General features: G+C 62.6%; 22 protein-coding genes and 1 riboswitch. Of the genes, 13 read left to right on the top strand and 9 right to left on the bottom strand.

Going from position 1 to position 23,460, the window contains the following annotated elements:
• Positions 1-61: 61 nt before the first annotated feature.
• The 4 genes from JQ629_RS16970 to JQ629_RS16985 all read left to right on the top strand — a co-directional run bounded on the left by JQ629_RS16970 (position 62) and on the right by JQ629_RS16985 (position 4,425).
• Positions 62-1,789 (top strand): alpha/beta hydrolase family protein, encoded by a 1,728-nt coding sequence (locus JQ629_RS16970; protein ID WP_212413643.1) that lies wholly within the window; start codon positions 62-64, stop codon positions 1,787-1,789.
• Positions 1,790-1,837: 48 nt separating this feature from the next.
• Positions 1,838-2,452: a hypothetical protein gene (locus JQ629_RS16975; protein ID WP_212413644.1), complete on the top strand. Its 615-nt coding sequence runs from the start codon at positions 1,838-1,840 to the stop codon at positions 2,450-2,452.
• Between the two features lie 121 nt (positions 2,453-2,573).
• The gene (locus tag JQ629_RS16980; RefSeq protein WP_212413645.1) at positions 2,574-3,791 is read left to right on the top strand and encodes an NADP-dependent isocitrate dehydrogenase; all 1,218 of its coding nucleotides are present in this window, start codon (positions 2,574-2,576) and stop codon (positions 3,789-3,791) included.
• Between the two features lie 133 nt (positions 3,792-3,924).
• Positions 3,925-4,425, top strand: a complete 501-nt coding sequence (locus tag JQ629_RS16985; RefSeq protein ID WP_212413646.1) for a DUF3455 domain-containing protein — start codon at positions 3,925-3,927, stop codon at positions 4,423-4,425.
• Between the two features lie 50 nt (positions 4,426-4,475).
• Here JQ629_RS16985 and alaS read toward each other — a convergent pair whose 3' ends face one another.
• Positions 4,476-7,151 carry an alanine--tRNA ligase gene (gene alaS, locus JQ629_RS16990; RefSeq protein WP_212413647.1) on the bottom strand — a complete coding sequence of 892 codons (2,676 nt, stop codon included), beginning with the start codon at positions 7,149-7,151 and terminating at the stop codon, positions 4,476-4,478.
• A gap of 200 nt (positions 7,152-7,351) precedes the next feature.
• Positions 7,352-7,442: riboswitch (glycine riboswitch) on the top strand.
• Positions 7,443-7,579: 137 nt separating this feature from the next.
• On the opposite strand from alaS, the gene gcvT reads away from it, so the two are divergent.
• The 3 genes from gcvT to gcvP all read left to right on the top strand — a co-directional run bounded on the left by gcvT (position 7,580) and on the right by gcvP (position 12,118).
• Positions 7,580-8,725 carry a glycine cleavage system aminomethyltransferase GcvT gene (gene gcvT, locus JQ629_RS16995; RefSeq protein ID WP_212413648.1) on the top strand — a complete coding sequence of 382 codons (1,146 nt, stop codon included), beginning with the start codon at positions 7,580-7,582 and terminating at the stop codon, positions 8,723-8,725.
• Positions 8,726-8,734: 9 nt separating this feature from the next.
• The gene (gene gcvH, locus JQ629_RS17000; RefSeq protein ID WP_192734185.1) at positions 8,735-9,100 is read left to right on the top strand and encodes a glycine cleavage system protein GcvH; all 366 of its coding nucleotides are present in this window, start codon (positions 8,735-8,737) and stop codon (positions 9,098-9,100) included.
• Positions 9,101-9,244: 144 nt separating this feature from the next.
• Positions 9,245-12,118, top strand: coding sequence for an aminomethyl-transferring glycine dehydrogenase (gene gcvP, locus JQ629_RS17005; RefSeq protein WP_212413649.1), 2,874 nt, complete (start codon positions 9,245-9,247; stop codon positions 12,116-12,118).
• Between the two features lie 64 nt (positions 12,119-12,182).
• Here the strand turns inward: gcvP and JQ629_RS17010 are convergent, their stop codons facing one another.
• The 3 genes from JQ629_RS17010 to recA all read right to left on the bottom strand — a co-directional run bounded on the left by JQ629_RS17010 (position 12,183) and on the right by recA (position 15,479).
• Positions 12,183-13,229, bottom strand: a complete 1,047-nt coding sequence (locus JQ629_RS17010; RefSeq protein WP_212035079.1) for a hypothetical protein — start codon at positions 13,227-13,229, stop codon at positions 12,183-12,185.
• A 75-nt stretch (positions 13,230-13,304) separates the two neighbouring features.
• Positions 13,305-14,276 (bottom strand): hypothetical protein, encoded by a 972-nt coding sequence (locus JQ629_RS17015; protein ID WP_212413650.1) that lies wholly within the window; start codon positions 14,274-14,276, stop codon positions 13,305-13,307.
• Positions 14,277-14,390: 114 nt separating this feature from the next.
• Positions 14,391-15,479, bottom strand: a complete 1,089-nt coding sequence (gene recA / locus JQ629_RS17020; RefSeq protein ID WP_192734187.1) for a recombinase RecA — start codon at positions 15,477-15,479, stop codon at positions 14,391-14,393.
• Between the two features lie 767 nt (positions 15,480-16,246).
• On the opposite strand from recA, the gene JQ629_RS17025 reads away from it, so the two are divergent.
• From JQ629_RS17025 to JQ629_RS17045, 5 genes are all read left to right on the top strand, one after another.
• On the top strand, positions 16,247-16,402 hold the full coding sequence (locus JQ629_RS17025; protein WP_212264359.1) for a hypothetical protein: 156 nt from the start codon (positions 16,247-16,249) through the stop codon (positions 16,400-16,402).
• Between the two features lie 790 nt (positions 16,403-17,192).
• Positions 17,193-17,372: a hypothetical protein gene (locus tag JQ629_RS17030; RefSeq protein WP_212204474.1), complete on the top strand. Its 180-nt coding sequence runs from the start codon at positions 17,193-17,195 to the stop codon at positions 17,370-17,372.
• A gap of 286 nt (positions 17,373-17,658) precedes the next feature.
• Positions 17,659-17,832, top strand: coding sequence for a hypothetical protein (locus JQ629_RS17035; RefSeq protein WP_192734190.1), 174 nt, complete (start codon positions 17,659-17,661; stop codon positions 17,830-17,832).
• Positions 17,833-18,103: 271 nt separating this feature from the next.
• The gene (locus tag JQ629_RS17040) at positions 18,104-18,343 is read left to right on the top strand and encodes a PilZ domain-containing protein (protein WP_192734191.1); all 240 of its coding nucleotides are present in this window, start codon (positions 18,104-18,106) and stop codon (positions 18,341-18,343) included.
• Between the two features lie 834 nt (positions 18,344-19,177).
• Positions 19,178-19,357: a hypothetical protein gene (locus JQ629_RS17045; protein ID WP_212035073.1), complete on the top strand. Its 180-nt coding sequence runs from the start codon at positions 19,178-19,180 to the stop codon at positions 19,355-19,357.
• A gap of 127 nt (positions 19,358-19,484) precedes the next feature.
• On the opposite strand, the gene JQ629_RS17050 is transcribed toward JQ629_RS17045, so the two are convergent.
• The gene (locus JQ629_RS17050) at positions 19,485-19,715 is read right to left on the bottom strand and encodes a hypothetical protein (protein WP_212264358.1); all 231 of its coding nucleotides are present in this window, start codon (positions 19,713-19,715) and stop codon (positions 19,485-19,487) included.
• Positions 19,716-19,799: 84 nt separating this feature from the next.
• Positions 19,800-20,078: a hypothetical protein gene (locus JQ629_RS17055; RefSeq protein ID WP_212413651.1), complete on the bottom strand. Its 279-nt coding sequence runs from the start codon at positions 20,076-20,078 to the stop codon at positions 19,800-19,802.
• 400 nt (positions 20,079-20,478) lie between these two features.
• Here JQ629_RS17055 and JQ629_RS17060 point away from each other — a divergent pair, with 400 nt between their 5' ends.
• Complete coding sequence (locus tag JQ629_RS17060; RefSeq protein WP_212413652.1) at positions 20,479-20,940, top strand: PaaI family thioesterase; 462 nt, start codon at positions 20,479-20,481, stop codon at positions 20,938-20,940.
• Positions 20,941-20,951: 11 nt separating this feature from the next.
• Here the strand turns inward: JQ629_RS17060 and JQ629_RS17065 are convergent, their stop codons facing one another.
• The 3 genes from JQ629_RS17065 to JQ629_RS17075 all read right to left on the bottom strand — a co-directional run bounded on the left by JQ629_RS17065 (position 20,952) and on the right by JQ629_RS17075 (position 23,436).
• Entirely contained in the window at positions 20,952-21,257 is a 306-nt protein-coding gene (locus tag JQ629_RS17065) for an HdeA/HdeB family chaperone (RefSeq protein ID WP_192734196.1), read from the bottom strand.
• Between the two features lie 342 nt (positions 21,258-21,599).
• Complete coding sequence (locus JQ629_RS17070; protein WP_212413653.1) at positions 21,600-23,030, bottom strand: caspase family protein; 1,431 nt, start codon at positions 23,028-23,030, stop codon at positions 21,600-21,602.
• Positions 23,031-23,202: 172 nt separating this feature from the next.
• Positions 23,203-23,436, bottom strand: coding sequence for a hypothetical protein (locus JQ629_RS17075; RefSeq protein WP_212413719.1), 234 nt, complete (start codon positions 23,434-23,436; stop codon positions 23,203-23,205).
• Between the last annotated feature and the right edge of the window lie 24 nt (positions 23,437-23,460).

The following is a 23,460-nucleotide window of genomic DNA, read 5'->3' on the forward strand; positions in this document are numbered from 1 at the left end:
AGCGAAGCTGCAAACAAACAGGCGGCCGGTTCAACGGCTGAGGCCTCAAGAGGAGACGTCCATGCGCGGCAGATGGTCGTTGGCGATTGTCGGTGTCCTCCTCATTTTAGCCGGCGGACTGCTGGCCCATCTGACCCAGACCTCCGGCGGCATCCGGATCCAGGACGTCAGGTTCAAGGGTGCCAAGGGCAACACCATGAGTGCCCTGCTCTACATCCCCGCGAATGCCACGCCGCAGATTCCGGCGCCGGGGATTCTGGCGGTCCATGGCTACATCAATACGCGCGAGACCCAGGACGGTTTTGCGATCGAGTTCGCCCGCCGCGGCTATGTCGTCCTCGCCCTCGACCAGACCGGCCACGGCTATAGCGACCCGCCCGCCTTCGCCAACGGGTTTGGTGGTCCGGACGGGCTGGCCTATCTGCGCAGCCTCGACTTCGTCGACAAGACCAATATCGGCCTCGAGGGTCATTCGATGGGTGGCTGGACCGTACTGGCGGCGGCGACCGCGATGCCGAACGACTACAAGTCGATGGTGCTGGAGGGCTCGTCTACCGGCAAGCCGTTCGCCGCCGACGGCACCCCGACCTGGCCGCGGAACACGGCGCTGGTGTTCGCCCAATACGAGGAATTTTCCACCCTGATGTGGGGCGTCGATCGGGCCCGGGACGTCACCCAGAGCCCAAAACTGTGGGCGATGTTCGGCACCCAGGGGCCGGTCGAGCCCGGCAAGGTCTATGGCGACATCGCCCAGGGAACCGCGCGGGTGCTCTACACCCCCGCCATCACCCACCCGGCCGAGCACATCTCCCATGAAGCGATCGGCTACAGCCTCGACTGGTTCGCCAAGACGTTGAAGGGCGGCACGCCGCTGCCGGCCAACGACCAGATCTGGTTCCGGAAGGAGCTTGGCACGCTGATCGCTCTGCTCGGCTTTGTCGCCCTCCTGATCGGGGCCTTTGATGCCCTGCTGGAAGCCAAAATGTATTCCCGCTTGCGGCTGCCCGAGATCGCCGACGGCACCATGCCGGCGCATTCGGCGGCGAGCGGCCGGCGCTGGACCACCGCCTTCATCCTGACCGCGTTCATCCCGGCGCTGACCTACTATCCGGCCTTTGCGTTGGCGGGCACGTTTGTAAAACCGTCGGCCTGGCTGCCGCAGGGGATCACCAACCAGATCATGGTCTGGGCCGTCCTCAACGCCCTGATCACGCTGGCCCTTATGCCGTTTGCGCCCAAGCGGGCCAGCCGGGCCGGTATTATCGGCCAGTCCGTGGTGATCGCGGTCGCCACGGTCGCGATCGGCTATGCAGCGCTGTGGCTGGCCGACCTCGCCTTCAAGATCGACTTCCGGTTCTGGATCGTGGCGCTGAAGCTGATGAGCGCCAAGCAAGCGATGATTTTCCTGATCTACCTGGTGCCGTTCACGGCCTTCTTCGTGGTGGCGCTGCATGTGCTGCACCGGAATTTCTCGACCATGGCGGCGGGGCGTGCCGGGCTTTACCTCACCAACATCCTGGCGCTGACGCTGGGCTTCATCGTGCTGCTGGTATTACAATACGGCACGCTTTGGTTGACCGGAAAGCTGTTCAACCCGCTGCCAGATCCCGGCTTCGTGCCGCTGTCGACCATCGTCGCCATCCAGTTCGTGCCGCTACTGGCGATCTGCGCCGTGGTCGCGACCTTCACCTGGCGGCGGACCGGCTCCAGCCTGCCCGGCGCCCTGATCTGCGGCCTGTTCGTGACCTGGTATGTGGTGGCGGGAACAGCGACGCAGGCAGCGTTCTGAGGGAAATCTTGCTGCGAACCGCGTCCGCGCGCACCGCGACAAAGCTTCATGTCTTCGCAGCAACAGCGCCGTCCGCATACGCCCAGCCCTTCACATGCATCCCTGATCGGCCGTCAGCAGGCGGGACAGTTGGCGCCGACCGACACCGCCAAGGCGCTGCAGGCGGCGCGCGGCTGCCCCGATGCGTGGTATCGCGTTCAGGCTCTCGCCTCGGTTGCGGAATACGCGGACCCAAGCGCGGCCCTGTCTATCCTGGAAGAGGCCGCGCGTGAGGCGCCATCATGCCATGACGCCTATGGCACGGTGGCCGTGATGGCGTGGCCGATCGGCGTAGCGTTCAAGCAGGGGCGACTTGTCTTTGCCGAGCGCGAACTCAAAAAGTGCCTTGATCTGGCCTCTCGAATTGAGCCCCACGCATCGAAGGCCTACGCGCTTGAGATTCTCTGGGGCGCCTGCTTCGCGGAGCATCCCAGCCATGCCAATGCGGTGTGGCGCAGAATTCTGGAGCTTTGCCATCCGGACCGCAGCTGGCGTGCCGCCCGGCTCTATCTGCACATCGCCGAGATCCAGCACCGGCAGAACCGCAGCGCCGCCGCCGTGATCCGCGCCATGCCACCCGGCAAGGCGCGAAGCTGGCTGGAACGGCGTTTCGGGCTCGCCTGAAAACCAGCCATATCCGCACCGCCAATCGCCTTCCAGCCCGCGTTTTCGGATGCTATAGCGACGGCACCACCATCCCATCCGCCGCTCAACGCGCGGTTTTCCAAAAAAGGCCCCCTCCGTCATGGCAAAAATCAAGGTGACCAACCCCGTCGTCGAACTCGATGGCGACGAGATGACCCGGATCATCTGGCAGTACATCAAGGACAAGCTGATCAACCCGTTCCTTGACGTGAACCTGATGTATTTCGACCTCGGGATGGAATACCGCGACAAGACCAATGACCAGGTCACGATCGACGCCGCCAACGCCATCAAGAAGGTCGGCGTCGGCGTCAAATGCGCCACCATCACCCCGGACGAGGCCCGGGTGAAGGAATTCGGCCTCAAGGAAATGTGGAAGTCGCCCAACGGCACCATCCGCAACATCCTCGGCGGCGTGGTGTTCCGCGAACCCATCATCTGCAAGAACGTGCCGCGCCTGGTGCCCGGCTGGACCAAGCCGATCATCATCGGCCGTCACGCCTTCGGCGACCAGTACCGCGCCACCGATTTCAAGTTCCCCGGCAAGGGCACGCTGACGATGAAATTCGTCGGCGAGGACGGCCAGGTGATCGAGCGCGAAGTCTACAAGTCGCCGGGCGCCGGCATTGCGCTTGCGATGTACAATCTCGACGACTCGATCGCCGATTTCGCCCGCGCCTCGTTCAACCAGGGCCTCGCCAAGAGCTACTCGGTCTATCTGTCGACCAAGAACACCATCCTGAAAACCTATGACGGCCGGTTCAAGGACATCTTCCAGGACATCTACGACAAGGAATTCAAGGCCAAGTTCGAGGCGAAGAAGATCACTTATGAACACCGCCTGATCGACGACATGGTGGCGGCCGCGATGAAGTGGTCGGGTGGCTATGTCTGGGCCTGCAAGAACTACGACGGCGACGTGCAGTCCGACACGGTTGCGCAGGGCTACGGCTCGCTCGGCCTGATGACCTCGGTGCTGATGACGCCCGACGGTGACACCGTGGAAGCCGAGGCCGCCCACGGCACGGTGACCCGCCACTACCGCGAGCACCAGAAGGGCAAGGAAACCTCAACCAACTCGATCGCCTCGATCTTCGCCTGGACCCGCGGCCTGTCGCACCGCGCCAAGCTCGACAACAACGAGGAACTGGCGAAGTTTGCCAACACGCTGGAGAAGGTTTGCGTCGATACCGTCGAGGCCGGCTACATGACCAAGGACCTCGCGCTCCTGGTCGGCGCCGACCAGCGCTGGCTCTCCACGACAGGCTTCCTCGACAAGGTCGCGGAAAACATGACCAAGGCCATGGCGGCGAAGTAAGCCGCCTCGGCGCTACAAGCGTACACCCATCAACGTCATTGCGAGCGAAGCGAAGCAATCCATCCTCTGCCGAACGAAGAATGGATTGCTTCGTCGCTTTCGCTCCTCGCAATGACGAGTCTGGAGCATCGTCATGCTTCCACCGCGTATTGCTGCGATTGTCCTGCTGCTCGCGAGTTCGACGACCACGCGCGCCGCCGACCCGCTTCCCGACACCATCGCGGCACCCGGCCAAACCGTCGTCGTGACCCTGCATGCCGAAGGCGCGCAGGTCTACGAATGCAAGGCCGGCGCCGACGGCAAGGCGATCTGGTCGTTCCGCGAACCGATCGCGACGCTACTGGCCGACGGCAAGACCGTCGGCCGCCACTATGCCGGACCGAACTGGGAACACAGCGACGGCAGCGCGGTGGCCGCCAAGGTCGCCGGGAACGCCCCCGGCGCGACCGCGAACGACATCCCGTGGCTGAAGCTTGAAGTGACCTCCCGGCGCGGCAGCGGCGTCCTGGCCGATGTTACTACCGTGCAGCGGATCAACACCAAGGGCGGCAAGCGCGACGGCGCCTGCGAGACCGTCGGCAGCTTCCTGAACGTGCCGTACTCGGCGGACTACGTGTTCCTGCGCAAGCCCTGAACGACGCGCCTAGTCGTCGGGCGCGTCCCCGGCTATCGCGCAGCGCGTCGCTACGCTCCGGCCATCGCCTGTTCGATCGCCGACAGCGCAGCATCCGCCTTGGCGCCATCGGGCCCGCCGGCCTGCGCCATGTCGGGCCGTCCGCCGCCGCCCTTGCCGCCGAGCGTTACCGAGGCGATCTTGACGAGATCGACCGCGCTGAAGCGCGAGGTCAGGTCGGCCGTGACGCCGACCACCACGCCGGCCTTGCCATCCTCGGTGACGCCGACGATCGCAACCACGCCGGATCCGATCTGCTTCTTGCCGTCGTCGACCAGACTCTTGAGGTCCTTGGTCTCGACGCCTTCGACCGCACGCGCCAGGAGCTTGACGTTGCCGACTTCGCGCACGCCGCTGGTAGCCGCGGCGCCATTGCCTCCGCCGCCGCCCATCGCGAGCTTCTTGCGCGCGTCCGACAGGTCGCGCTCGAGCTTCTTGCGCTCTTCCACCAGCGCGGCAATGCGCGCCGGCATTTCCTCGACCGAGGTGCGCAGCTCGCCGGCCGCATTCCTCGCAAGCTGCATGGTGTCGTTGGCGTGCTTGCGCGCATGCCGTCCGGTCAGCGCCTCGATGCGGCGGACGCCGGAGGCAACCGCGCTTTCGCCGGTCACTGAAATCAGGCCGATGTCGCCGGTGCGGCGAACATGGGTGCCGCCGCACAATTCCACCGACCAGCCGAGTGTGTTCTGGCCCTGGTCGCGGGCCTGCTTGCCCATCGACACCACGCGCACCTCATCGCCATATTTCTCGCCGAACAGCGCGCGCGCCCCGGCTTCGCGGGCATCGTCGACCGCCATCAGGCGCGTCGTGACTTCGTCATTCTCCAGCACCACCTCGTTGGCGATATCCTCGATGCGCGCGAGTTCTTCCGCCGTGATCGGCTTCTGGTGCACGAAATCGAAGCGCAAGCGATCGGGCGCCACGAGCGAGCCGCGCTGGGCGATGTGGTCGCCGAGCACCTGGCGCAGCGCCTCGTGCAGCAGATGCGTCGCCGAGTGATGTGCCCGGATCGAGGAGCGCCTGATATGGTCGACCTCGAGCTGCAACGCAGTTCCGACCTTCAGCGTGCCCTGCTCCACCGTGCCCTGATGCACGAAGAGATCGCCGGCCCGCTTCTGCGTATCGGTCACACGGAACTTGACGCCCTCGCCGATCATCACGCCGGTGTCGCCGACCTGGCCGCCGGACTCCGCATAGAACGGCGTCTGGTTCAGAACGATCGAACCGGTCTCGCCGGCCTTGAGGCTGTCGGCATCCTTGCCGTCCTTCACCAGCGCGGAAACCACGCCCTCGGCGCTCTCGGTTTCATAACCGAGGAATTCGGTGGCGCCGAGTTTTTCGCGCAACGGGAACCAGATGTTCTCGCTCGCGGTATCCCCGCTTCCGGACCACGACGCGCGCGCCTTTTCCTTCTGCTTTTCCATCGCATCGGTGAACGAGGCAAGATCGACGCTGATGCCACGCGATTTCAGCGCGTCCTGCGTGAGATCGAGTGGGAAGCCGTAGGTGTCGTACAGCGTGAACGCGGTATCGCCGTCGAACATGTCGCCCTTCTTCAGCGAACTGCTCTTCTCGTCGAGAATGGAAAGGCCGCGCGCCAGCGTCTTGCGGAAGCGGGTTTCTTCCAGCCGCAGCGTTTCCTCGATCAGCTTTTCCGCCCGCACCAGATCCGGATAGGCCTGGCCCATCTCGCGCACCAGCGCCGACACCAGCCGATGCATCAAGGGATCGCGCGCGCCGAGCAACTGCGCATGACGCATCGCGCGGCGCATGATCCGGCGCAGCACATAGCCGCGGCCCTCGTTCGAGGGCAGCACGCCGTCGGTGATCAGGAAGGCGGAGGAGCGCAGATGGTCCGCGATGACGCGGAACGACGCCACGTTCTGCTCCTGCGGTCCGTCGCCGAGCGCGGAAGCGGTGGCATCGATCAGGTGACGGAACAGATCGGTTTCGAACACGCTCTCGACGCCCTGCAGGATGCAGGCCATGCGCTCCAGCCCGAGGCCGGTGTCGATCGAGGGACGCGGCAGCGGCTGGCGCTCTTCCTTCGTCACCTGCTCGAACTGCATGAAGACGAGGTTCCAGAATTCGAGGAAGCGATCGCCATCCTCTTCCGGGCTGCCGGGCGGACCGCCCCAGATGTGCTCACCGCGATCGATGAAAATCTCCGAGCAGGGACCGCAGGGCCCGGTATCACCCATGGCCCAGAAATTGTCCGAGGTCGGGATGCGGATGATGCGGTCGTCGGAAAAGCCCGCGATCTTCTTCCAAAGCGCGGCCGCCTCGTCGTCGGTGTGATAGACGGTGACGAGCAGCTTGTCCTTCTTCAGCCCGAAATCCTTGGTGATCAGGTTCCAGGCGAGCTCGATCGCGCGCTCCTTGAAGTAATCGCCGAACGAGAAATTGCCGAGCATCTCGAAAAAAGTGAGATGGCGCGCGGTGTAGCCGACATTGTCGAGGTCGTTATGCTTGCCGCCGGCGCGGACGCATTTCTGCGACGTGGTGGCGCGCTGATACGGGCGCTTCTCGACGCCGGTGAAGACGTTCTTGAACTGCACCATGCCGGCATTGGTGAACATCAGGGTCGGGTCGTTGCGCGGCACGAGCGGCGACGAGGCCACGATCTCATGACCATTCGCCTTGAAGTAATTCAGAAATGTCGACCTGATCTCGTTGACGCCGCTCATGTTCATCCAATCGGAAAATAGGACCGGGTCAGGCCGCAAATAGCCTTTTCTGCCGGCCGAACGCTTTTAGACAAGGCCAAAGGCGGTGTCCAGAAACTGTGCAGGCGGATCATAGGCTTGCCGCAGCACACAAGACTGGTTGATAGGCGCTTCCGCGCGTTGACAGCCATGGTGGCGCCGTGTTTTCCTACCCCTGTTCAAGACGTCACGTCGGGAGAGATCGGCTTAAGCGCCGGCGCCGAAGGAGCAACCGCCCCGGAAACTCTCAGGCAAACGGACCCCGTGACGGACTAGCATCTGGAAAGAGACGCCGAAGGGCTTTGGCCCAGGGGTGTCCGCCGACGGGATAATACTCTCAGGCACAGCGACAGATGGGGCTTTCTTTGGGTTTTCGGGGGCTGGTCCCCGAACCCTGGAGGGTCCTTGGGATGCTGGCGAGCGACGAAACTCCTTTACATCACACACCCTTGCACGCGCTCCATGTGGCACGCGGCGGCAAGATGGTTCCGTTTGCCGGCTATGAAATGCCGGTGCAGTACGCCGCCGGCGTGCTCCGGGAACACCAGCACACGCGAAGTGCCGCCGGCCTGTTCGACGTCTCGCATATGGGCCAGCTCGCGCTGCGGCCGAAATCCGGCAAGGTCGAGGACGCAGCACTGGCGCTGGAGCGGCTGGTGCCGCAGGACATCGTGGCGGTGGCGCCCGGGCGGCAACGCTACGCGCAGTTCACCAATCCCGATGGCGGCATTCTCGACGACCTGATGGTGGCGAATTTCGGTGACCATCTGTTTCTGGTGGTCAACGCCGCCTGCAAGGCCGAGGACGAGGCGCATCTGCGCGCGCACCTTTCGGATGTCTGCGTGATCGATTCGCTGGCTGACCGCGCGCTGATCGCGCTGCAGGGGCCGAAGGCCGAATCCGCGCTGGCGAAGTTTTGTGCAGATGTCGGCGGGACGAAATTCATGGACACCGGTCCGCGCAAGGTCGCGGGCTTCGACTGCTTCGTTTCGCGTTCCGGCTATACCGGTGAAGACGGGTTTGAGATTTCGGTTCCGGCTGAACACACCGAAGCGCTGGTGACCGCGCTGCTGGAGAACAGCGACGTGCTGCCGATCGGATTGGGCGCCCGCGACAGCCTGCGGCTCGAGGCCGGACTTTGTTTGTACGGCCACGACATCGACACCACGACCACCCCGGTCGAGGGCGCGCTGGAATGGTCGGTGCAGAAAAGCCGCCGCACCGGCGGCGCGCGCGCCGGCGGTTTTCCCGGTGCCGAAATTATCCTGGCCCATTTCGAAAAAGGCGCCGCGCGCCGCCGCGTCGGCCTGCGGCCCGAAGGCCGCGCGCCGGTGCGCGAAGGCGCTGTGCTGTTTGCGGACGCAACCTCCGCCGAGCCGATCGGCAAGGTCACCTCAGGCGGTTTCGGCCCGAGCCTCAATGCACCCGTCGCGATGGGCTATCTGCCGTCACAGCTCGCCGCAGCCGGCACGCAGGTTTTCGCCGAAGTCCGCGGCCAGCGCCTGCCGCTGCAGGTCGCCGCCATGCCATTCGTTCCCAACACCTATAAACGCTGAGGAAGTTCCATGACGATCTTGTTCACAACCGACCATGAATGGCTCCGCATCGAGGGCGATGTCGCCACCATCGGCGTCACGGATTATGCGCAGTCGCAGCTCGGCGACGTCGTGTTCGTCGAACTGCCCAAGGTCGGCCGCAGCCTGAAGAAGGCGGAGGCCGCCGCCGTCGTCGAATCCGTCAAGGCCGCCTCCGACGTCTACGCGCCGATCTCCGGCGATGTGCTTGAGGTCAACGAGGAACTCGCCGCCGAACCCGCGCTGGTGAATTCCGACGCCGCCGGCAAGGCCTGGTTCTTCAAGCTGAAGATTGCGGACAAAAGCGAACTCGACGGCCTGATGGACGAGGCCGCCTACGCCAAGCACACCGCGTGAGAGACTAGCGCGTTGGAGGTTCGTTTGAATCAGCCCCGACCCAAAACACTCTCTCCGTCATGCCCGGGCTTGTCCCGGGCATCCACGACTTTCTGTCTGCGTCCAAGACGTACTCATTGCATTCGACGTGACAAGGAATAGCCCATGAACGCGCCCTTCAAGCCCCTGAACGAACCCGCCACCGATTTCGTGCGCCGCCATATCGGCCCCTCGCCCCGTGACATCTCGGCGATGCTGGAGAGCGTCGGCGCGAAAAGCCTTGGCGAGTTGATGAGCCAGACGCTGCCGTCCTCGATCCGGCAGAAGATGCCGCTCGATCTCGGGCGCGCGTTGAGCGAGACCGAAGCGCTGGCGCATATGGGGGAACTTGCCGCGCAGAACCAGGTGTTCACCTCGCTGATCGGCCAAGGCTATTCCGGCACCATCCTGCCCGCGGTGATCCAGCGCAACATCCTGGAGAACCCGGCCTGGTACACGGCGTATACGCCCTACCAGCCCGAGATCAGCCAGGGCCGGCTGGAGGCACTGTTCAACTTCCAGACCATGATCTGCGACCTCACCGGCCTCGACGTCGCCAACGCCTCGCTGCTCGATGAAGCGACGGCTGCGGCCGAAGCGATGGCGCTGGCGGAGCGCTTCTCTGGGGTGAAGAGCAAATCGTTCTTCGTCGATGCGGACGTGCATCCCCAGACGCTGGCGCTGCTGCGCACCCGTGCCGAGCCGCTAGGCTGGAAGCTGATCGTCGGCGATCCCCTCGCCGATCTCGACAAGGCGGATGTGTTGGGTGCGCTGCTGCAATACCCTGGGAGCTCCGGCGTGGTGCGTGATCTGCGCCCCGCGATTGCATCGCTGCGCGCCAAGGGGGCGCTTGCCGTCGTCGCCGCAGATCTGCTCGCGCTGACGCTGCTGGCCTCGCCCGGCGAACTCGGCGCGGACATTGCAATCGGATCGGCGCAGCGCTTTGGCGTGCCGATGGGCTACGGCGGACCGCACGCCGCCTATATGGCGGTGCGCGACGCGCTGAAGCGCTCGCTGCCCGGCCGCATCGTCGGGCTGTCGGTGGATTCGCGCGGCGAGCCGGCCTATCGTCTCGCGCTGCAAACCCGCGAGCAGCATATCCGCCGCGAAAAGGCGACCTCCAACATCTGCACCGCGCAGGTGCTGCTGGCGGTGATCGCCTCGATGTACGCGGTCTATCACGGCCCCGAAGGACTGACGTACATCGCGCGCCAGGTACACCGGCGCGCCGCCGTGCTGGCGGCGGGACTGACAAAACTCGGCTTTGCGCCGGCGTCACAGAATTTCTTCGACACCGTCACGGTTTCATCAGGCGCGAAGCAGAACGAGATCGTCGCCCGCGCCCGGACTGAGAAGATCAATCTGCGTCTCGGAGACGGCACGCTTGGAATTTCGGTGGATGAGACCACGACGCCGGCCGTGATCGAGGCGGTGTGGCGCGCGTTCGGCGGCAAGCTGTCCTACGCGGAGGTCGAAATTGGTGCACGTGAGGCGCTTCCAGCCGAGTTGAAGCGCGCCACCGCGTTCCTGACCCATCCGGTATTTCACGCCCACCGCTCCGAGACCGAACTGCTGCGCTACATGCGCAAGCTCTCGGACCGCGATCTCGCGCTCGACCGCGCGATGATTCCGCTCGGATCCTGCACGATGAAGCTCAACGCGACGGCGGAGATGATCCCGCTGACCTGGGCCGAGTTCGGCAGCCTGCATCCGTTCGCTCCGGACGAACAGGCCAGGGGCTATCACGCGCTGTTCGCGCGGCTGGAAAAATGGTTGTGCGACATCACCGGCTATGACGCGATTTCGCTGCAGCCGAACTCCGGCGCGCAGGGCGAATATGCCGGGCTGCTGGCGATCCGCGGCTATCACGCCGCGCGCGGCGAGCCGCATCGCAAAATCTGCCTGATCCCCTCCTCCGCGCACGGCACCAACCCGGCCTCCGCCGCGATGGTCGGCATGGATGTCGTGGTGGTCGCCTGTGACATCAGAGGCGACGTCGACGTGGACGACCTGCGCGCGAAGGCCGAGAAGCATTCGAAGAACCTCGCCGCGATCATGATCACCTACCCCTCGACGCATGGCGTGTTCGAGGAGCATATCCGCGATATCTGCGACATCGTGCACGGCCATGGCGGACAGGTCTATCTCGACGGCGCCAACATGAATGCGCAGGTCGGCCTGTCGCGGCCCGGCGATTACGGCGCCGACGTCAGCCATCTCAATTTGCACAAGACGTTCTGCATTCCGCATGGCGGCGGCGGCCCCGGCATGGGACCGATCGGCGTCAAGGCGCACCTCGCGCCGTTCCTGCCCGGCCACCCAGCGACCGATGGCGCTACGTCGCATCCGATCGGGCCGGTGTCGGCCGCCCCGTTCGGCTCGGCATCGATCCTCACGATCTCCTACATCTACATCCTGATGATGGGCGGCGAAGGCCTCACGCGGGCGACCGAGATCGCGATTCTCAACGCCAACTACATCGCGAGCAAACTCGATCCGCATTTCCCGGTGCTGTACAAAAATGCAAAAGGCCGCGTCGCGCATGAATGCATCGTCGATCCCCGCCCGCTCAAAGCGACCAGCGGCGTCACCGTCGACGACATCGCGAAAAGGCTGATCGACTACGGCTTCCATGCTCCGACCATGAGCTTCCCGGTGCCGGGCACGCTGATGATCGAGCCGACCGAATCGGAATCGAAGGCGGAGCTGGATCGCTTCTGCGACGCCATGATCGCGATCCGCAACGAGATCGCCGAGGTCGAGAAAGGCCGCTGGAAGATCGAAGCCTCGCCGCTGCGCCACGCCCCGCACACCGTGCACGACATCGCCGACGACGCCTGGGCCCGCGCCTATAGCCGCGCCGAGGGCTGCTTCCCGGCCGGCACGTCGCGGACGGACAAATACTGGTGCCCGGTCGGCCGCGTCGACAACGTCTACGGCGACCGCAACCTGGTGTGCTCGTGCCCACCGGTCGAGGATTACGCGCAGGCGGCGGAGTGAGCTTGTGCGTTGTGAAAGGTGTTGGCTTCGCCGAACTTCAGTGAAGCCAACTCATTCGCATCGATCAAAGCGGCTCACGAGACGGGTGGGTTTTCGGCCCAGGTACAAAAGTCGATAAAGGTCGAGATGGCCGAGGCGCGACAAGCGCCGGATTCCAGCGCCACAGACAGTCATTGGTCAGCCTGGTCCCGCCCCACCAGCGATCGATCGGATTGTAGCGGCTGAAATCTTCCTTGTGCTCGACAATTGCCCAGCCAAGCTCAGTCAGTGACAGAAAGCTTCGTCGGTAAGCCTCGTCGCGGCCGCGCTCGTTCTCCTTGTCAAGCGTACGCAACTCATCGTCAAGGCCGGCGATCGCTGGATTAGGACCATGCGCCAGCCCTTCGAGCAGGAAACCGATTTCCCGAGTGTTGAAGACCCGCCGCTGCCGAACGGATGAGAGATAGAACAACGCATTCGTGAGCGTGTAGCCTCGCGCAATGAGTTCCAGCAAGCGCATTTCCGTCGCGCCGAGTCCAGTCGCGTAGGAAGGCAGTTCTTCGAGCAGGTCAAGCAACGCCGGTCTCAACAAAGGCAACGCGCTCAAATCCTTGGCCAACAAATCGAAACAGGCTTCCGGCGTCGCAGACCGATACGCCTGCCATGCCATGCTCGCTGTCTCGATCTCACTCTCGGTGACCTCGACGGCGGGCACCTTCCATCTGGCAAGTTCTTCAGGCTTCGCCATGAGAAGATCGAAATCGACGAGCCGCACCTTCAACTTAGCCACGACCTCCGGATGCGAGCTGAGAAGATCGAGCAGCCAGACCAGTTGCAACTGATCGTTCGGTGCCGGATCGAACCACAGCTCGACGGTCTCGAATGACCGGCAGACGTCGACAAGGCTGAGGGTCTTGAGACTGTCGTGCTGGCGATGCCAGCGGGCCGTGTAGACCGACCAGTGGGCTCCGGGACCGTGCTTCTCCGTTAGTTCCCGAGCATATGCCGCGAGTTCGTCCGCAGAGGGCAACTTCCCATCTACAAGGCGAAACAAGAATGTGGCAGGCGCTTCGGTCCGCCCCGAACGTTCGAAATTCCAGCCATACTCGCCGGCAAGGATTAGTGGCTTCATGGACCTCACCAATTCTAAGCATCAGAATAAAGCAACTCAGTATATTTGAACTCTTCTCATCAGCGGCGAGGCAATTCACGGCGCGATCAACGCGCGATTCAGCGTGTCCCAACGCCACAAATTGTCATTGGTCAATTCCGTCCCGCCCCACCAGCGATGGATCGGATTGTGCCGGCTGAAATCTTCAGCCTGCGCCAAGACGGCCTCGCCGAGCGGGGTCAGCGACAGTTTGCTCTGCCTGTATCGCGCGAGGCGCGCAGCTTCATCGTGCATCTCGTCCGTGAAAGGCCCCTCCTCGAGGCCGGCCACGGCAGGTGCCGGACCGCGCGCCAAGCCGTCCAGCAGCGCGCCAACCTCCCAATAGCCGAATACACGTCGCGTGTTGCGCTTGTTGTGGGCCGGAAAGACGTCGAACGGAGTTACGTCGCCGGCCGCGACCAGTTCCAGCATTCGCATTTCGGTCGCGCCGAGCCCGGTTGCGGGCTTGGGAAGCTCTTCGAGCAATTCCAGCACGGTCTGCCGAAGCTGCGGCAGGACGCTAACGTCCTTGTCGAGCAAATCAGCCCAATGCTGCGGCGTCGGCCGTCGGTAGGCGTCCCAGGCTATGCTGGCGGTTTCGAGATGTTCGTTCTGGATGTTGACAGCCGGAGGCTTCCATTCTGAAATCGCTTCCGGAACCTGTTTGGCAATGTCGACGTCTGCCTGGAATAGGGTCAGCTTCGAGACAATACGCTCACGCGAGCTCAGGCAATCCAGAAGCTGCACGAGGATGAGTTGCGCGTTGGGCCCCGGATCAAACCATAGTTCAACGGCTTCGCAACGCTCGCAGAGATCGAGCGCCCCCATTCCTTCCGAATGAAACTTTCCAAGCCGATGATCTGGGAAATGATCCAGCGAACCCGGCCCCAGCATGGCCTCCAGCTTCGCGTCGGATGGCAACTCGTCCCAGACGAACCGAAGACCAATCGGAATTACGATGTCACCGACGCCGGCGCGCAGGCGACACCCGCCTGCCGAGTCGCTTGACGTCAAAATCAAACGCGTCATGTCAGTCACCCACATACGCAAAACAAAACGGGCACTGAAAACGTCGGCAACTCAACGTCCTCAGCACCCGCTATGTCGAAACCCGGATCGCGCGATCCGCGATTTCGGAAAGTCCTATTCGTCGGCCGGCTCTTCGCCGTCAGCGTCGCGCTCGGGGGGGCCGGCGAGAATCTGTTCGGCGATCAGGCCGGAGTTCTGGCGGATTGCAGCCTCGATCTTCGCGGTCATGTCGGGGTTGGCCTTGAGGAACGCTTTCGAGTTCTCACGCCCCTGCCCGAGCCGCTGGCTGTCATAGGAAAACCAGGCGCCGGATTTCTCGACGATGCCGGCCTTGACGCCGAGGTCGAGGATTTCGCCCATCTTGGAGACGCCCTCGCCATACATGATGTCGAATTCGACCTGCTTGAACGGCGGCGCCAGCTTGTTCTTCACGACCTTGACGCGGGTCTGGTTGCCGACGACTTCGTCGCGCTCCTTGATCGCGCCGATGCGTCGGATGTCGAGGCGAACCGAGGCGTAAAACTTCAGCGCATTGCCGCCGGTGGTGGTTTCCGGCGAGCCGTACATCACCCCGATCTTCATGCGGATCTGGTTGATGAAGATCACCATGGTGTTGGATTTGTTGATCGAGGCGGTGAGCTTGCGCAGCGCCTGGCTCATCAGCCGCGCCTGCAGGCCGGGCAGCGCATCGCCCATCTCGCCTTCGAGTTCGGCCTTCGGCACCAAGGCGGCAACGGAATCCACCACCAGCACGTCGACCGCACCCGAGCGCACCAGCGTGTCGCAGATTTCCAGCGCCTGCTCGCCGGTGTCGGGCTGCGAGATCAGGAGCTCGTCGATGTTGACGCCGAGCTTGCGGGCATAGACCGGGTCGAGCGCATGTTCGGCGTCGATGAAGGCGCAGATGCCGCCCTTCTTCTGGGCTTCGGCCACCGTATGCAGCGCCAGCGTGGTTTTGCCTGAGGATTCCGGCCCGTAGATTTCAACGACGCGGCCTTTCGGCAGGCCGCCGACGCCGAGCGCGATGTCCAGCCCGAGCGAGCCCGACGAAATCGTCTCGATATCCATCGAGCGATCGTTCTTGCCCAGCTTCATCACAGAACCCTTGCCGAACTGGCGCTCGATCTGGGAGAGCGCGGCGGACAGGGCCTTGGTCTTATCCATGGAGGATCCTTCGACGATACGCAGGGCAGTGGCGGACATGGGTGCTCCTTATGGCGGGGATTCGCTAGCGGGACAAACGGACGACGAGGATCTCAGGGGATTCGATTGACGGTGAATGCTTGTACCACCTTTGTTCTATGTTCGCAATATGTTCTTTTAGAGAGATCGGTACTGCCCCTCTCAACCCCATTCTAAGTTAATGATCCCTTGTGATTTTTGAGGTGGCCCCTTTTGGCCCTCACAGCGCCGCGATGTTGCCGCGCTCTGTTCATCCCCCTAAATGGGTAGGCCGAACCGGCCGGTACTGGCCTGTTTCGACCCCTAGTGGTGGACGAAGTTGAAATGCGCAGCGGCCTTTTTTTGGAGTGTTCACTTCGGAACCGACGTCCGGGATCGGAATTTTATAGGATCGGACATGCAAACCCTACGGTTAGGACCCGTCAGCAACGAGGTTGTATCATGCAGCGTCGCCGATCCGTTCCTCACACATTCGAAGATCGAATTGCAGCTGAGAAGGCCCGGTTAGAAGCACAGGTAACCAAGCTCAAACCTGGTCCTCAGAAGGAAGCGCTGCTCAGGAAGATCAGGCAGCTAGAAACGGCCTCTCACATAAACGAGTGGCTTTCCTCTCCTGGACTTCAACCACCAGAACCAGCCTAGAAAAAGTACGGCCGCCTCAGTTGGCGGCACACTCTTTCCTTTGCAGGAACGCTTTCGTGACGACTGTCACAGTCGCCCCGATAGCCGCCCGCCATACTCGCTCCAGATCAACGGCGCACAAGGGCGCCGCAACGCGGAGCGGGACCATGAACAACCAGAATGAAATTCGCGAACTGACCGATGCGGAGCGACTGACCGACGATGCGCTTGAATCGGTCTCAGGGGGTAAAGTCATTTCGAAGGGCGTCATCAATTCGAGTGCAATCAGCCTTCCGAAACCCAGCTACCCGCCCGTCGCGTAAACGAGGCCGCCCGAGTCGGCACTGCCCGTAGTTCTCCGACCGTGAACAAGGCCTCCGTGGCCGCCTCCGTTGGCGGCCCCTTCTTCGTCATCGTCCTCCAAGACTTCCTTTTGCTTTTGGCCTCGAGCAACTTTGATCGGTTTGCCGATCTCTATCGGTCCATCTTCCCTTCGACCAATAACCGCACATTGATTTCGCGAACGACTTTGTTGCGCATCCAACCCGCAGCCAGCGTATTGCTATCCTGATCGTTGTCTCTCTCACCGGGCGCGCTGCCACCATCATTCGTGAAACTGGCTATCGAAGCACTGGCGCTTGCCGTGCCCTCGAAACTGTCTTAAGCGCGCCCAAAGAAACGGCCCCAGCCTCGGGGAAGAGGCACTGGGGCCGCTTGTGCTGCCGGGGCAATTGGGGACTGGCAGCGCCTTCACAACTCCGCCCATTGCCACTTGTTCCCGAAATTCTGTGTCCCTTTTGAGCAACCTTGTCCTGTCCCGGACGTATACTCCAGGCTGGGGCATTGCAATTTCCAGCTCGGGTGCAGCGCCGCCAAGCATTATTCAGCTTGGCGGCGTTGTGCTTTTGATTTTGCCTTCACGGGTGTCCCATTTCGGCCAGTACCCGACTCGGCGTCATCGGCGGGGCCTATTCTACTTTGCATGGGGTTGTTGTCGCGATTTTGCGTCTGAGCCGTCGTGTGACGGTCATCACAGCGGTGCGTCGAGGGTCAGCCTATCCCTGACATCCAGGGTGGCGGGAATGGTCCTGCCCACGCAAACAGGAGACGGACATGACCGAACTCAACAACGAAATCTGCGAAATGTCGTTTGAACAACTCGAACAGGTCAGCGGCGGCGCCATCCTCGACCGGATCGTCGACGCGTACCTGAAGGCTTTGGGCGCCCGCTTGCTGGACGCCGTGCACCAGCCGCTGGTATCGCCGCAGAAGATGACCCTGCACATGCGATAGTGCCGGTCCGGCAAACCGGAATTGAGAGGCCGCCTTGCTTGGCGGCCTCTTTTGTTTGAGGACGCCGCCAGCGCCATCCAAGAATGCCTGACGTCCTATTTCGCCAGTTGCGAGAAGCTGTGCTGACCGCGTATCCGCTCAGCGCAACTTGTGCGGCGACGATCGGCGAATTGATCGGTGCCTTCGCTCGACGCGATTTGGAGTGTGCCAGCCGTCACAGCCAACGGGAACATCCGAGCGCACCCTTGCAACGTGATTGTCGCAATCCCCATCAAAGGAGAGACGCATGATTGAGATTGGCCAGAAGCCTATCGATGAACTGAACGTCGGCGAACTGACCATCGACGAACTGGACGCCGTGAACGGCGGCGGCCGTTTGAGCGATCTTTACCACCATGTCGTAGCCGTCATTCGCTTCCATACCGGTACCATCAGGAACATCGCGACAACCCTGCCGTAACCGACGCTTTGAAGAGGCCGCCTTTCATTGGCGGCCTCTTGGGCGACCTGAAAAATGCGTTCAAGGCGGGATCCGCAAAGGCTCCGGCGAGCGAACCTTAATGCGGCGCCAGGCCGTCGTCGCAAGGCGGCCTTCCCCCGTAGTTCTCCGGACAAGAACAAAGTTCCCAACCGGATGGTCGCCAGTTTTTCGCCTTGTGTTCGCGCCTTACCCCCGCGCGAACCCGGACCCACCATCCATCTGCAGGTGAATCAGTGCTATAATGGGATCCATGGACGAGACCCGGATCGCACCGCGGCGTCGCACGTTGAAGGCCGGAACCATCGAGTTCGGCGGCGGCGGGATTGATTGCACCGTTCGGAATCTCTCGGCCTCCGGCGCAGCGCTCGAGGTCGTGACCCCGCTGTTCATCCCGGACCGCTTCACATTGTTCGTGCCATCAGAACAATTGAAGCGGCCGTGCCATATCGTCTGGCGCAAGGATAAGCGCATCGGCGTCACCTTCGATTAAGCCGCCGCGCCGGGCGCGTCGCCAGAGCAAAACGACCCCGCCGCATGGGGCCATACAGACGGGGTCGCCGACAGCGGGGAATAATCTGGAGGACCACCCCGCCGTCAGACAGATACGGCGGCAGCGATCGCTTCGTTTCAGCATCGGATTTTTTTAAAAGACGTTGAACCTTTTGCAGGGCCGCCAAGACATATTGCTGCCTGGGACATTGCATCACTCGGGGTATAAGCCTGCGCCGCCAAGCGACTATATTCCGCTTGCGCGGCGCGGTGCGTTTTGGAGAGGTCAGGAAGGTCAAAGACTGCCTCCGCGGGCATTCCAGGTCGCTGCCGGCAAGCAACAAGCCGCGGCTCGTGGGCGGGCCGGCAAGACGGCTTGGCCACCCAACTGCCGAACGCGGGATTGCCTCTCGCATAGCGATCACGGCGTCACAGGCGCGCTTTATCGTTAGACGACCGCGAAGTACGCTATCGGACAAATGGAAACTTTGCCCGCCCAACTCAGTTAATTCAGTTGGCGTATGGGGAGATTCCCTATGAATCACAAAGGTATAGAATATACGCTGACAAGATCGGAAACTCCGGGGATCTGGAACTGGCAATTCCGGATCGGTGACCTCGTCAGGTCGGGAAGAACGGAAGCGAGACTGCTCCTGCTCGCGATGCGCCGCGTTCAGCTGAAGATTGACCGCGAGCTCAGGCACACCGGGCGCGGAGCGACCTCCCAGTTCGGGGCCCCGCACCCACCCATTCCCTCAACGAGCATCAAATAATATTTACAATCTAAAGTGACAATCTCGGATTGAATGCGGCTTGGGTCGGACAGGGCTGCTTCATGATCTACAAGGGCGTCGAATACACCGTGACTGCGGTTGCTCCGGGTATCTGGAAATGGCAATTCCGGATTGACGACAGGGTCGTCACCGGCAAAACCGAAGCCAAACTCTATCTGCTCGCGGTGAGACGGGTACAGCTGCGGATCAACCGCGAGCGGAAAAAAAGCGCATCTGGCTAGTTCGCCGTTCCCTGCATTGCCAGCACCATCTCGACGACCAAGCGGCCGCCTTGGCGGGGGCCGCGAACAAGCGCTGGGCTCCAAGCGCTGGCCCGCAGCACTGGACTTGCGACCAACGCCTGATTTTCTAGTCCGCGCTGGGAAGCCGCCGCATCGTGAATTCGATGTCGCCGCCGGGTAGTTCGCGCCAGCTCTCGACCGCGCTCAGATAGGCCGCCTTGGGATAGCGGCTGAGGAAATCGCGCGCCCTCGTCCGCGCTACCTCGCGCGGCAGCGTGAAGGTCTCGCGCAGATAGCCATCGTCCGGCTTGCGCCGGGTGGCCATCCGGCTGGCCAGATCGCGCGGGCGCATGACCATGCCGCAACTCCGAAACACATGACGACACGTTCAATATAGGGCCGGCGGAGAACGATTCCGAGTCTGGGCTATGGGGGCTTTCGGCTAGCGAGGGGTATTGGCCGCACTGCCGGTCTTCGGCTTGGCTGGCGCAGCCGCCTTGGGCGTGTCGTTGCTGCGCACGGTTCCCCACGGATCGGAAGAGGCCTTGGAGTCGGGAATCTTCTTCAGCGATTCCTTGTAGGCCTTATCCCTGACCGCATCCTGTTCCTTCTCCTCCGGAGTCCTGGTGACGACTTCAGGCATCAGGTTGAGATTGGGCATTTGCGCGTAAGCGGGGGCCATCAGCAACACCATCATCGCGGCCGCGCTCAGAATTCTCATAACAGGCTCTCCTTTGGGACGCTCTCCCGGCGTTTTCGGGCGGTATAGCACCGCCGCAGCCGCGCCGCCAAGCGCGCGCCGACGGTGGATCAAAGCCGGTATGGATCAAAGCCGGTCCGACTTGCAGGATTTGGGGGATTGCATCCAGTCGTCCCAGATCGGACCGCATTTGGTGCAGCCGCTAAGCGCAAGGCCCACGGCAATCAGGCTCGAAATCAATACCACCCGGCGAAACATGAACGCGCCCCACTCCCCGAAGTAGCGATCATGCCCCTCAAGTCTGGCATTTTCAAGCCAATGCAGGCGGACGTTTGGGAATGCCGACCGGGCTTGCCATGGTCATTTCGGCCGAATGCCCCTTACAATGGGCGGATAAATATCGTCCGAGGAACAACCATTCATGCAACAGCAACAGACCGCGGCATTCGGCATCACGGAAGCAAAGCGGGTGCTGGACGAGGTGTTTGCACCGTGGGTGCTTGACCTCAATCTGTCGATCGAGGGTTTCGACTTCACCCCGCCGCCGGGTGGATCGGCCGACTGGCAGCCCGGTGCGATCCTGCGCATGCCGTTCTCGGAACGGCTGTGCCGCAATGGCGGTGTTGTCTCCGGCCAGGCGCTGATGGCGTTTGCCGACACCGCGATGGTGATTGCCAACGTCGCCGCCAATCGCGGCTATCGCCCGATGACGACGGTCGATCAGACCACGCATTTCATGCGCGCGGTTACCGCCTCCGACGTGCTGGCCGATGCGCGCGTGGTTCGCCTCGGGCGCACCATGAGCTTCGGCCGCGTCACGCTCTCCAGCGCCACCGACAACAAGCCGGTGGCGATGGTCTCGAGCGCGTTCGCGATGCTGTAGTTATTCAGGCGTTACTTGCCGAGGACCGATTCAGCGGCATTGACGATGCTCATCGTCGGATTCTTCCCGCAATAGGTGCCGAACTTCTTGGCGTTCTCGACGAACACGTCGGTGTCGATGATCGCCTCGTCGGAGTCGCCCTTGTACCAGCCGTCCATCCAGGTCAGCACCATCTTGATGGTGTCATCACCACCATCGACGAACTGCTTGCAGGTCATGGTCGACAGATCCAGAACGACGGCATGCGCCGGAACGGATGCAAGTCCAAGCGGAAGCGTAAGCGCCGCCGCAAACAGGATCGAAACAGTCGTCTTCATGATGCTCTCCCTTGGCGCATGACAGCGAAAGCCGGCACCAATGCCGGAAAACCGCGCCAGCACGTTTCCCGGGCAATGTCGTAATCGAAATCCGAATGCATGCGCAAGCACCGCTTGTGCTGAATCGATTGTCAGCAATTACGCTGCGCTACATGGGATTCTCAAACAGAGCACGATAATGTTTCGCACGACGGCGGCGGCGCCAGCGCCACGCCGCGAGCACCGGCAGCGTGACAACGAGAGCGAGGCGAACAGGCCGATCAGGCTTCGCATGCTATCTCCGCAAGGAGAAGCGCCGCACGCGCGGCGCTCTCCTGCAAGATCGATGACGTGATTGCCGCCTCAGTATCTGCCCCGGCCGCCCTGGTGACCGCCGCCGCCATAGCCGCCGCCACCGATGCCAATCCCGATGCCGACGCCGACGGGCGGCCCGACGGGCTCATACACCTCGCGCGGCGGCGGGCGGCGATAGACCACTTCATCATCATAGTAGTCGGGCCCGCGCGCCCGCTTCGGCGGCGCACGCTCGACGCGCTTGGGCGGATCCGGGTCGACGCGCTTGATCGGCGTATTGTTCTTCTTCAGCTGCGGCGCTGACGCCGGCGGGGTGCAGGGACAGGTCAGCGCGACGTTCTGCGGCGTAGCGCCGCCGCTCACCGCCACCGCCGGGATGATCTCGGGACGGTTGCGCAGGCGCTCTTCCATCGTGCGCGCGGTCGGCGTCAAATCGCTGTCCGGGAATCTCGTCAGGAAGGCGCGATAGCCCGCCGCGGTGTTTGCGATGACAGCATTGTTCCACGCCACCATGCGCTTGTGCCGATTGAGCCAGTCGCGGGCCAGCGCACCGAGCGGAGTCTGCGCGTACAGATTGGCAAACGCCTCGTAGGATTCATCGGTGCCATCGGCGACGATGATTTCATTCGCGGCCTCGACCGGCTTGCCCTTCAATTCGCGCGTCCACTCCTCGACGGTTTTCTTGGTCGCGGCCAGCTTCGGACCGGCCACCGGGGTGCCGGAAAATCTGAAATCCTCGGTCAACGAGGAGCTGTCCCACGGCGTCTGCCGACCGTCGGTCGCCTTGTTGACCGACACGCGCGTGCGCTTGAAGGTTTCCTCGATCGGAATGTTGGTTTCCTTGGCCGCGGCGATCAGCGCGGTGGTGTAGGGACTGTTGCTGCCCGTGCCATCCTCGGCCACCGCACCGGGCGAGGTCGAGAACGACAGAAACGTATTCGGCGCGCCGATCTTGGCGTCGATGATCGCGAGCCCGCCGCCCGCGCTCCTGGCTATGCTAGGGAACGGATTGTTACGGCAGGCATCGAGCAGCAGGATACGCATCTTGCTCGGCGCCGAGGTCAGCGTGTTCAAGACGTCGTTCAGCCGAACCGCCTGGATCGGAATGTCGGATTCCCGCTTCGGATCGATGTCGACCGGCACCAGAAAATTCTCGCCGTCGATCTGCACGCCATGTCCGGCGTAATACACCAGCGCGATGGAATCGCCGCCCTTGGACGCGACCTTGCCGGCGAACTCGGAGAGCTGGTCGCGAATCTGGCTTTGCGACAGATCGGAAGCGGTCGAAACCTCGAAGCCGGAATCGATCAGCATCTGGCTGACCGCCTTGGCGTCGTTGATCGGATTGGGCAGCGCCGGAACGGATTTATAGGCCGATTGACCGATCACCAGCGCGAGACGGCTTTCGGCGGAGGCGGAATGCGCGCCCAGCAGCAGCGCCGCCGGAAACACCAGATGGAAAAGCGCGTGACGAAACATGGGGCCACCTCCGGCAATGCAGGCTGCAAATTGGTCAAGGTCTTGGTGGTAAAGGTTCAAGCAAGTCAGGCAGTGTGAGGTGGGACACAGACTCAGTTCAACGACGAATTTGTCGCAGGCATAAGCCCGCGCGATTTGATGTAATCAATTTGGTTTACTTGGATTTCTTGGATTACTTGGATTTCCTGGCGGGTTCCGCCGGGCGCGCGACGCCCCAGGGATCGTATTTTTCCTTCGGTTCGGGAATTCGATCGAGCGCAGCCTTGTAGGCTTTCTCGTCCACCTTCGGCTTGGTGTCCTGCTTCGCTCTCGTTTCCTCACCACCACCTTGCTGTCGCCGGCCCTGGGCGTGCGCCGGCATCGCAAGCAACGCCAGAATGAATGCCGCAATCGTAATGGTCTTCATCGCCCCTGCTTTCTTCGCCATCCT

The sequence above is a fragment of the Bradyrhizobium sp. AUGA SZCCT0222 genome (assembly GCF_018130205.1).
Taxonomy (GTDB): domain Bacteria; phylum Pseudomonadota; class Alphaproteobacteria; order Rhizobiales; family Xanthobacteraceae; genus Bradyrhizobium.

Excerpts from the sequence above, each read along its gene's own strand:
- JQ629_RS16970 (WP_212413643.1), top strand. The coding sequence starts at position 62 with ATGCGCGGCAGATGGTCGTTGGCGATTGTCGGTGTCCTCCTCATTTTA.
- JQ629_RS16975 (WP_212413644.1), top strand. The coding sequence starts at position 1,838 with ATGTCTTCGCAGCAACAGCGCCGTCCGCATACGCCCAGCCCTTCACAT.
- JQ629_RS16980 (WP_212413645.1), top strand. The coding sequence starts at position 2,574 with ATGGCAAAAATCAAGGTGACCAACCCCGTCGTCGAACTCGATGGCGAC.
- JQ629_RS16985 (WP_212413646.1), top strand. The coding sequence starts at position 3,925 with ATGCTTCCACCGCGTATTGCTGCGATTGTCCTGCTGCTCGCGAGTTCG.
- alaS (WP_212413647.1), bottom strand. The coding sequence starts at position 7,151 with ATGAGCGGCGTCAACGAGATCAGGTCGACATTTCTGAATTACTTCAAG.
- gcvT (WP_212413648.1), top strand. The coding sequence starts at position 7,580 with ATGCTGGCGAGCGACGAAACTCCTTTACATCACACACCCTTGCACGCG.
- gcvH (WP_192734185.1), top strand. The coding sequence starts at position 8,735 with ATGACGATCTTGTTCACAACCGACCATGAATGGCTCCGCATCGAGGGC.
- gcvP (WP_212413649.1), top strand. The coding sequence starts at position 9,245 with ATGAACGCGCCCTTCAAGCCCCTGAACGAACCCGCCACCGATTTCGTG.
- JQ629_RS17010 (WP_212035079.1), bottom strand. The coding sequence starts at position 13,229 with ATGAAGCCACTAATCCTTGCCGGCGAGTATGGCTGGAATTTCGAACGT.
- JQ629_RS17015 (WP_212413650.1), bottom strand. The coding sequence starts at position 14,276 with ATGACGCGTTTGATTTTGACGTCAAGCGACTCGGCAGGCGGGTGTCGC.
- recA (WP_192734187.1), bottom strand. The coding sequence starts at position 15,479 with ATGTCCGCCACTGCCCTGCGTATCGTCGAAGGATCCTCCATGGATAAG.
- JQ629_RS17025 (WP_212264359.1), top strand. The coding sequence starts at position 16,247 with ATGAACAACCAGAATGAAATTCGCGAACTGACCGATGCGGAGCGACTG.
- JQ629_RS17030 (WP_212204474.1), top strand. The coding sequence starts at position 17,193 with ATGACCGAACTCAACAACGAAATCTGCGAAATGTCGTTTGAACAACTC.
- JQ629_RS17035 (WP_192734190.1), top strand. The coding sequence starts at position 17,659 with ATGATTGAGATTGGCCAGAAGCCTATCGATGAACTGAACGTCGGCGAA.
- JQ629_RS17040 (WP_192734191.1), top strand. The coding sequence starts at position 18,104 with ATGGACGAGACCCGGATCGCACCGCGGCGTCGCACGTTGAAGGCCGGA.
- JQ629_RS17045 (WP_212035073.1), top strand. The coding sequence starts at position 19,178 with ATGATCTACAAGGGCGTCGAATACACCGTGACTGCGGTTGCTCCGGGT.
- JQ629_RS17050 (WP_212264358.1), bottom strand. The coding sequence starts at position 19,715 with ATGGTCATGCGCCCGCGCGATCTGGCCAGCCGGATGGCCACCCGGCGC.
- JQ629_RS17055 (WP_212413651.1), bottom strand. The coding sequence starts at position 20,078 with ATGAGAATTCTGAGCGCGGCCGCGATGATGGTGTTGCTGATGGCCCCC.
- JQ629_RS17060 (WP_212413652.1), top strand. The coding sequence starts at position 20,479 with ATGCAACAGCAACAGACCGCGGCATTCGGCATCACGGAAGCAAAGCGG.
- JQ629_RS17065 (WP_192734196.1), bottom strand. The coding sequence starts at position 21,257 with ATGAAGACGACTGTTTCGATCCTGTTTGCGGCGGCGCTTACGCTTCCG.
- JQ629_RS17070 (WP_212413653.1), bottom strand. The coding sequence starts at position 23,030 with ATGTTTCGTCACGCGCTTTTCCATCTGGTGTTTCCGGCGGCGCTGCTG.
- JQ629_RS17075 (WP_212413719.1), bottom strand. The coding sequence starts at position 23,436 with ATGAAGACCATTACGATTGCGGCATTCATTCTGGCGTTGCTTGCGATG.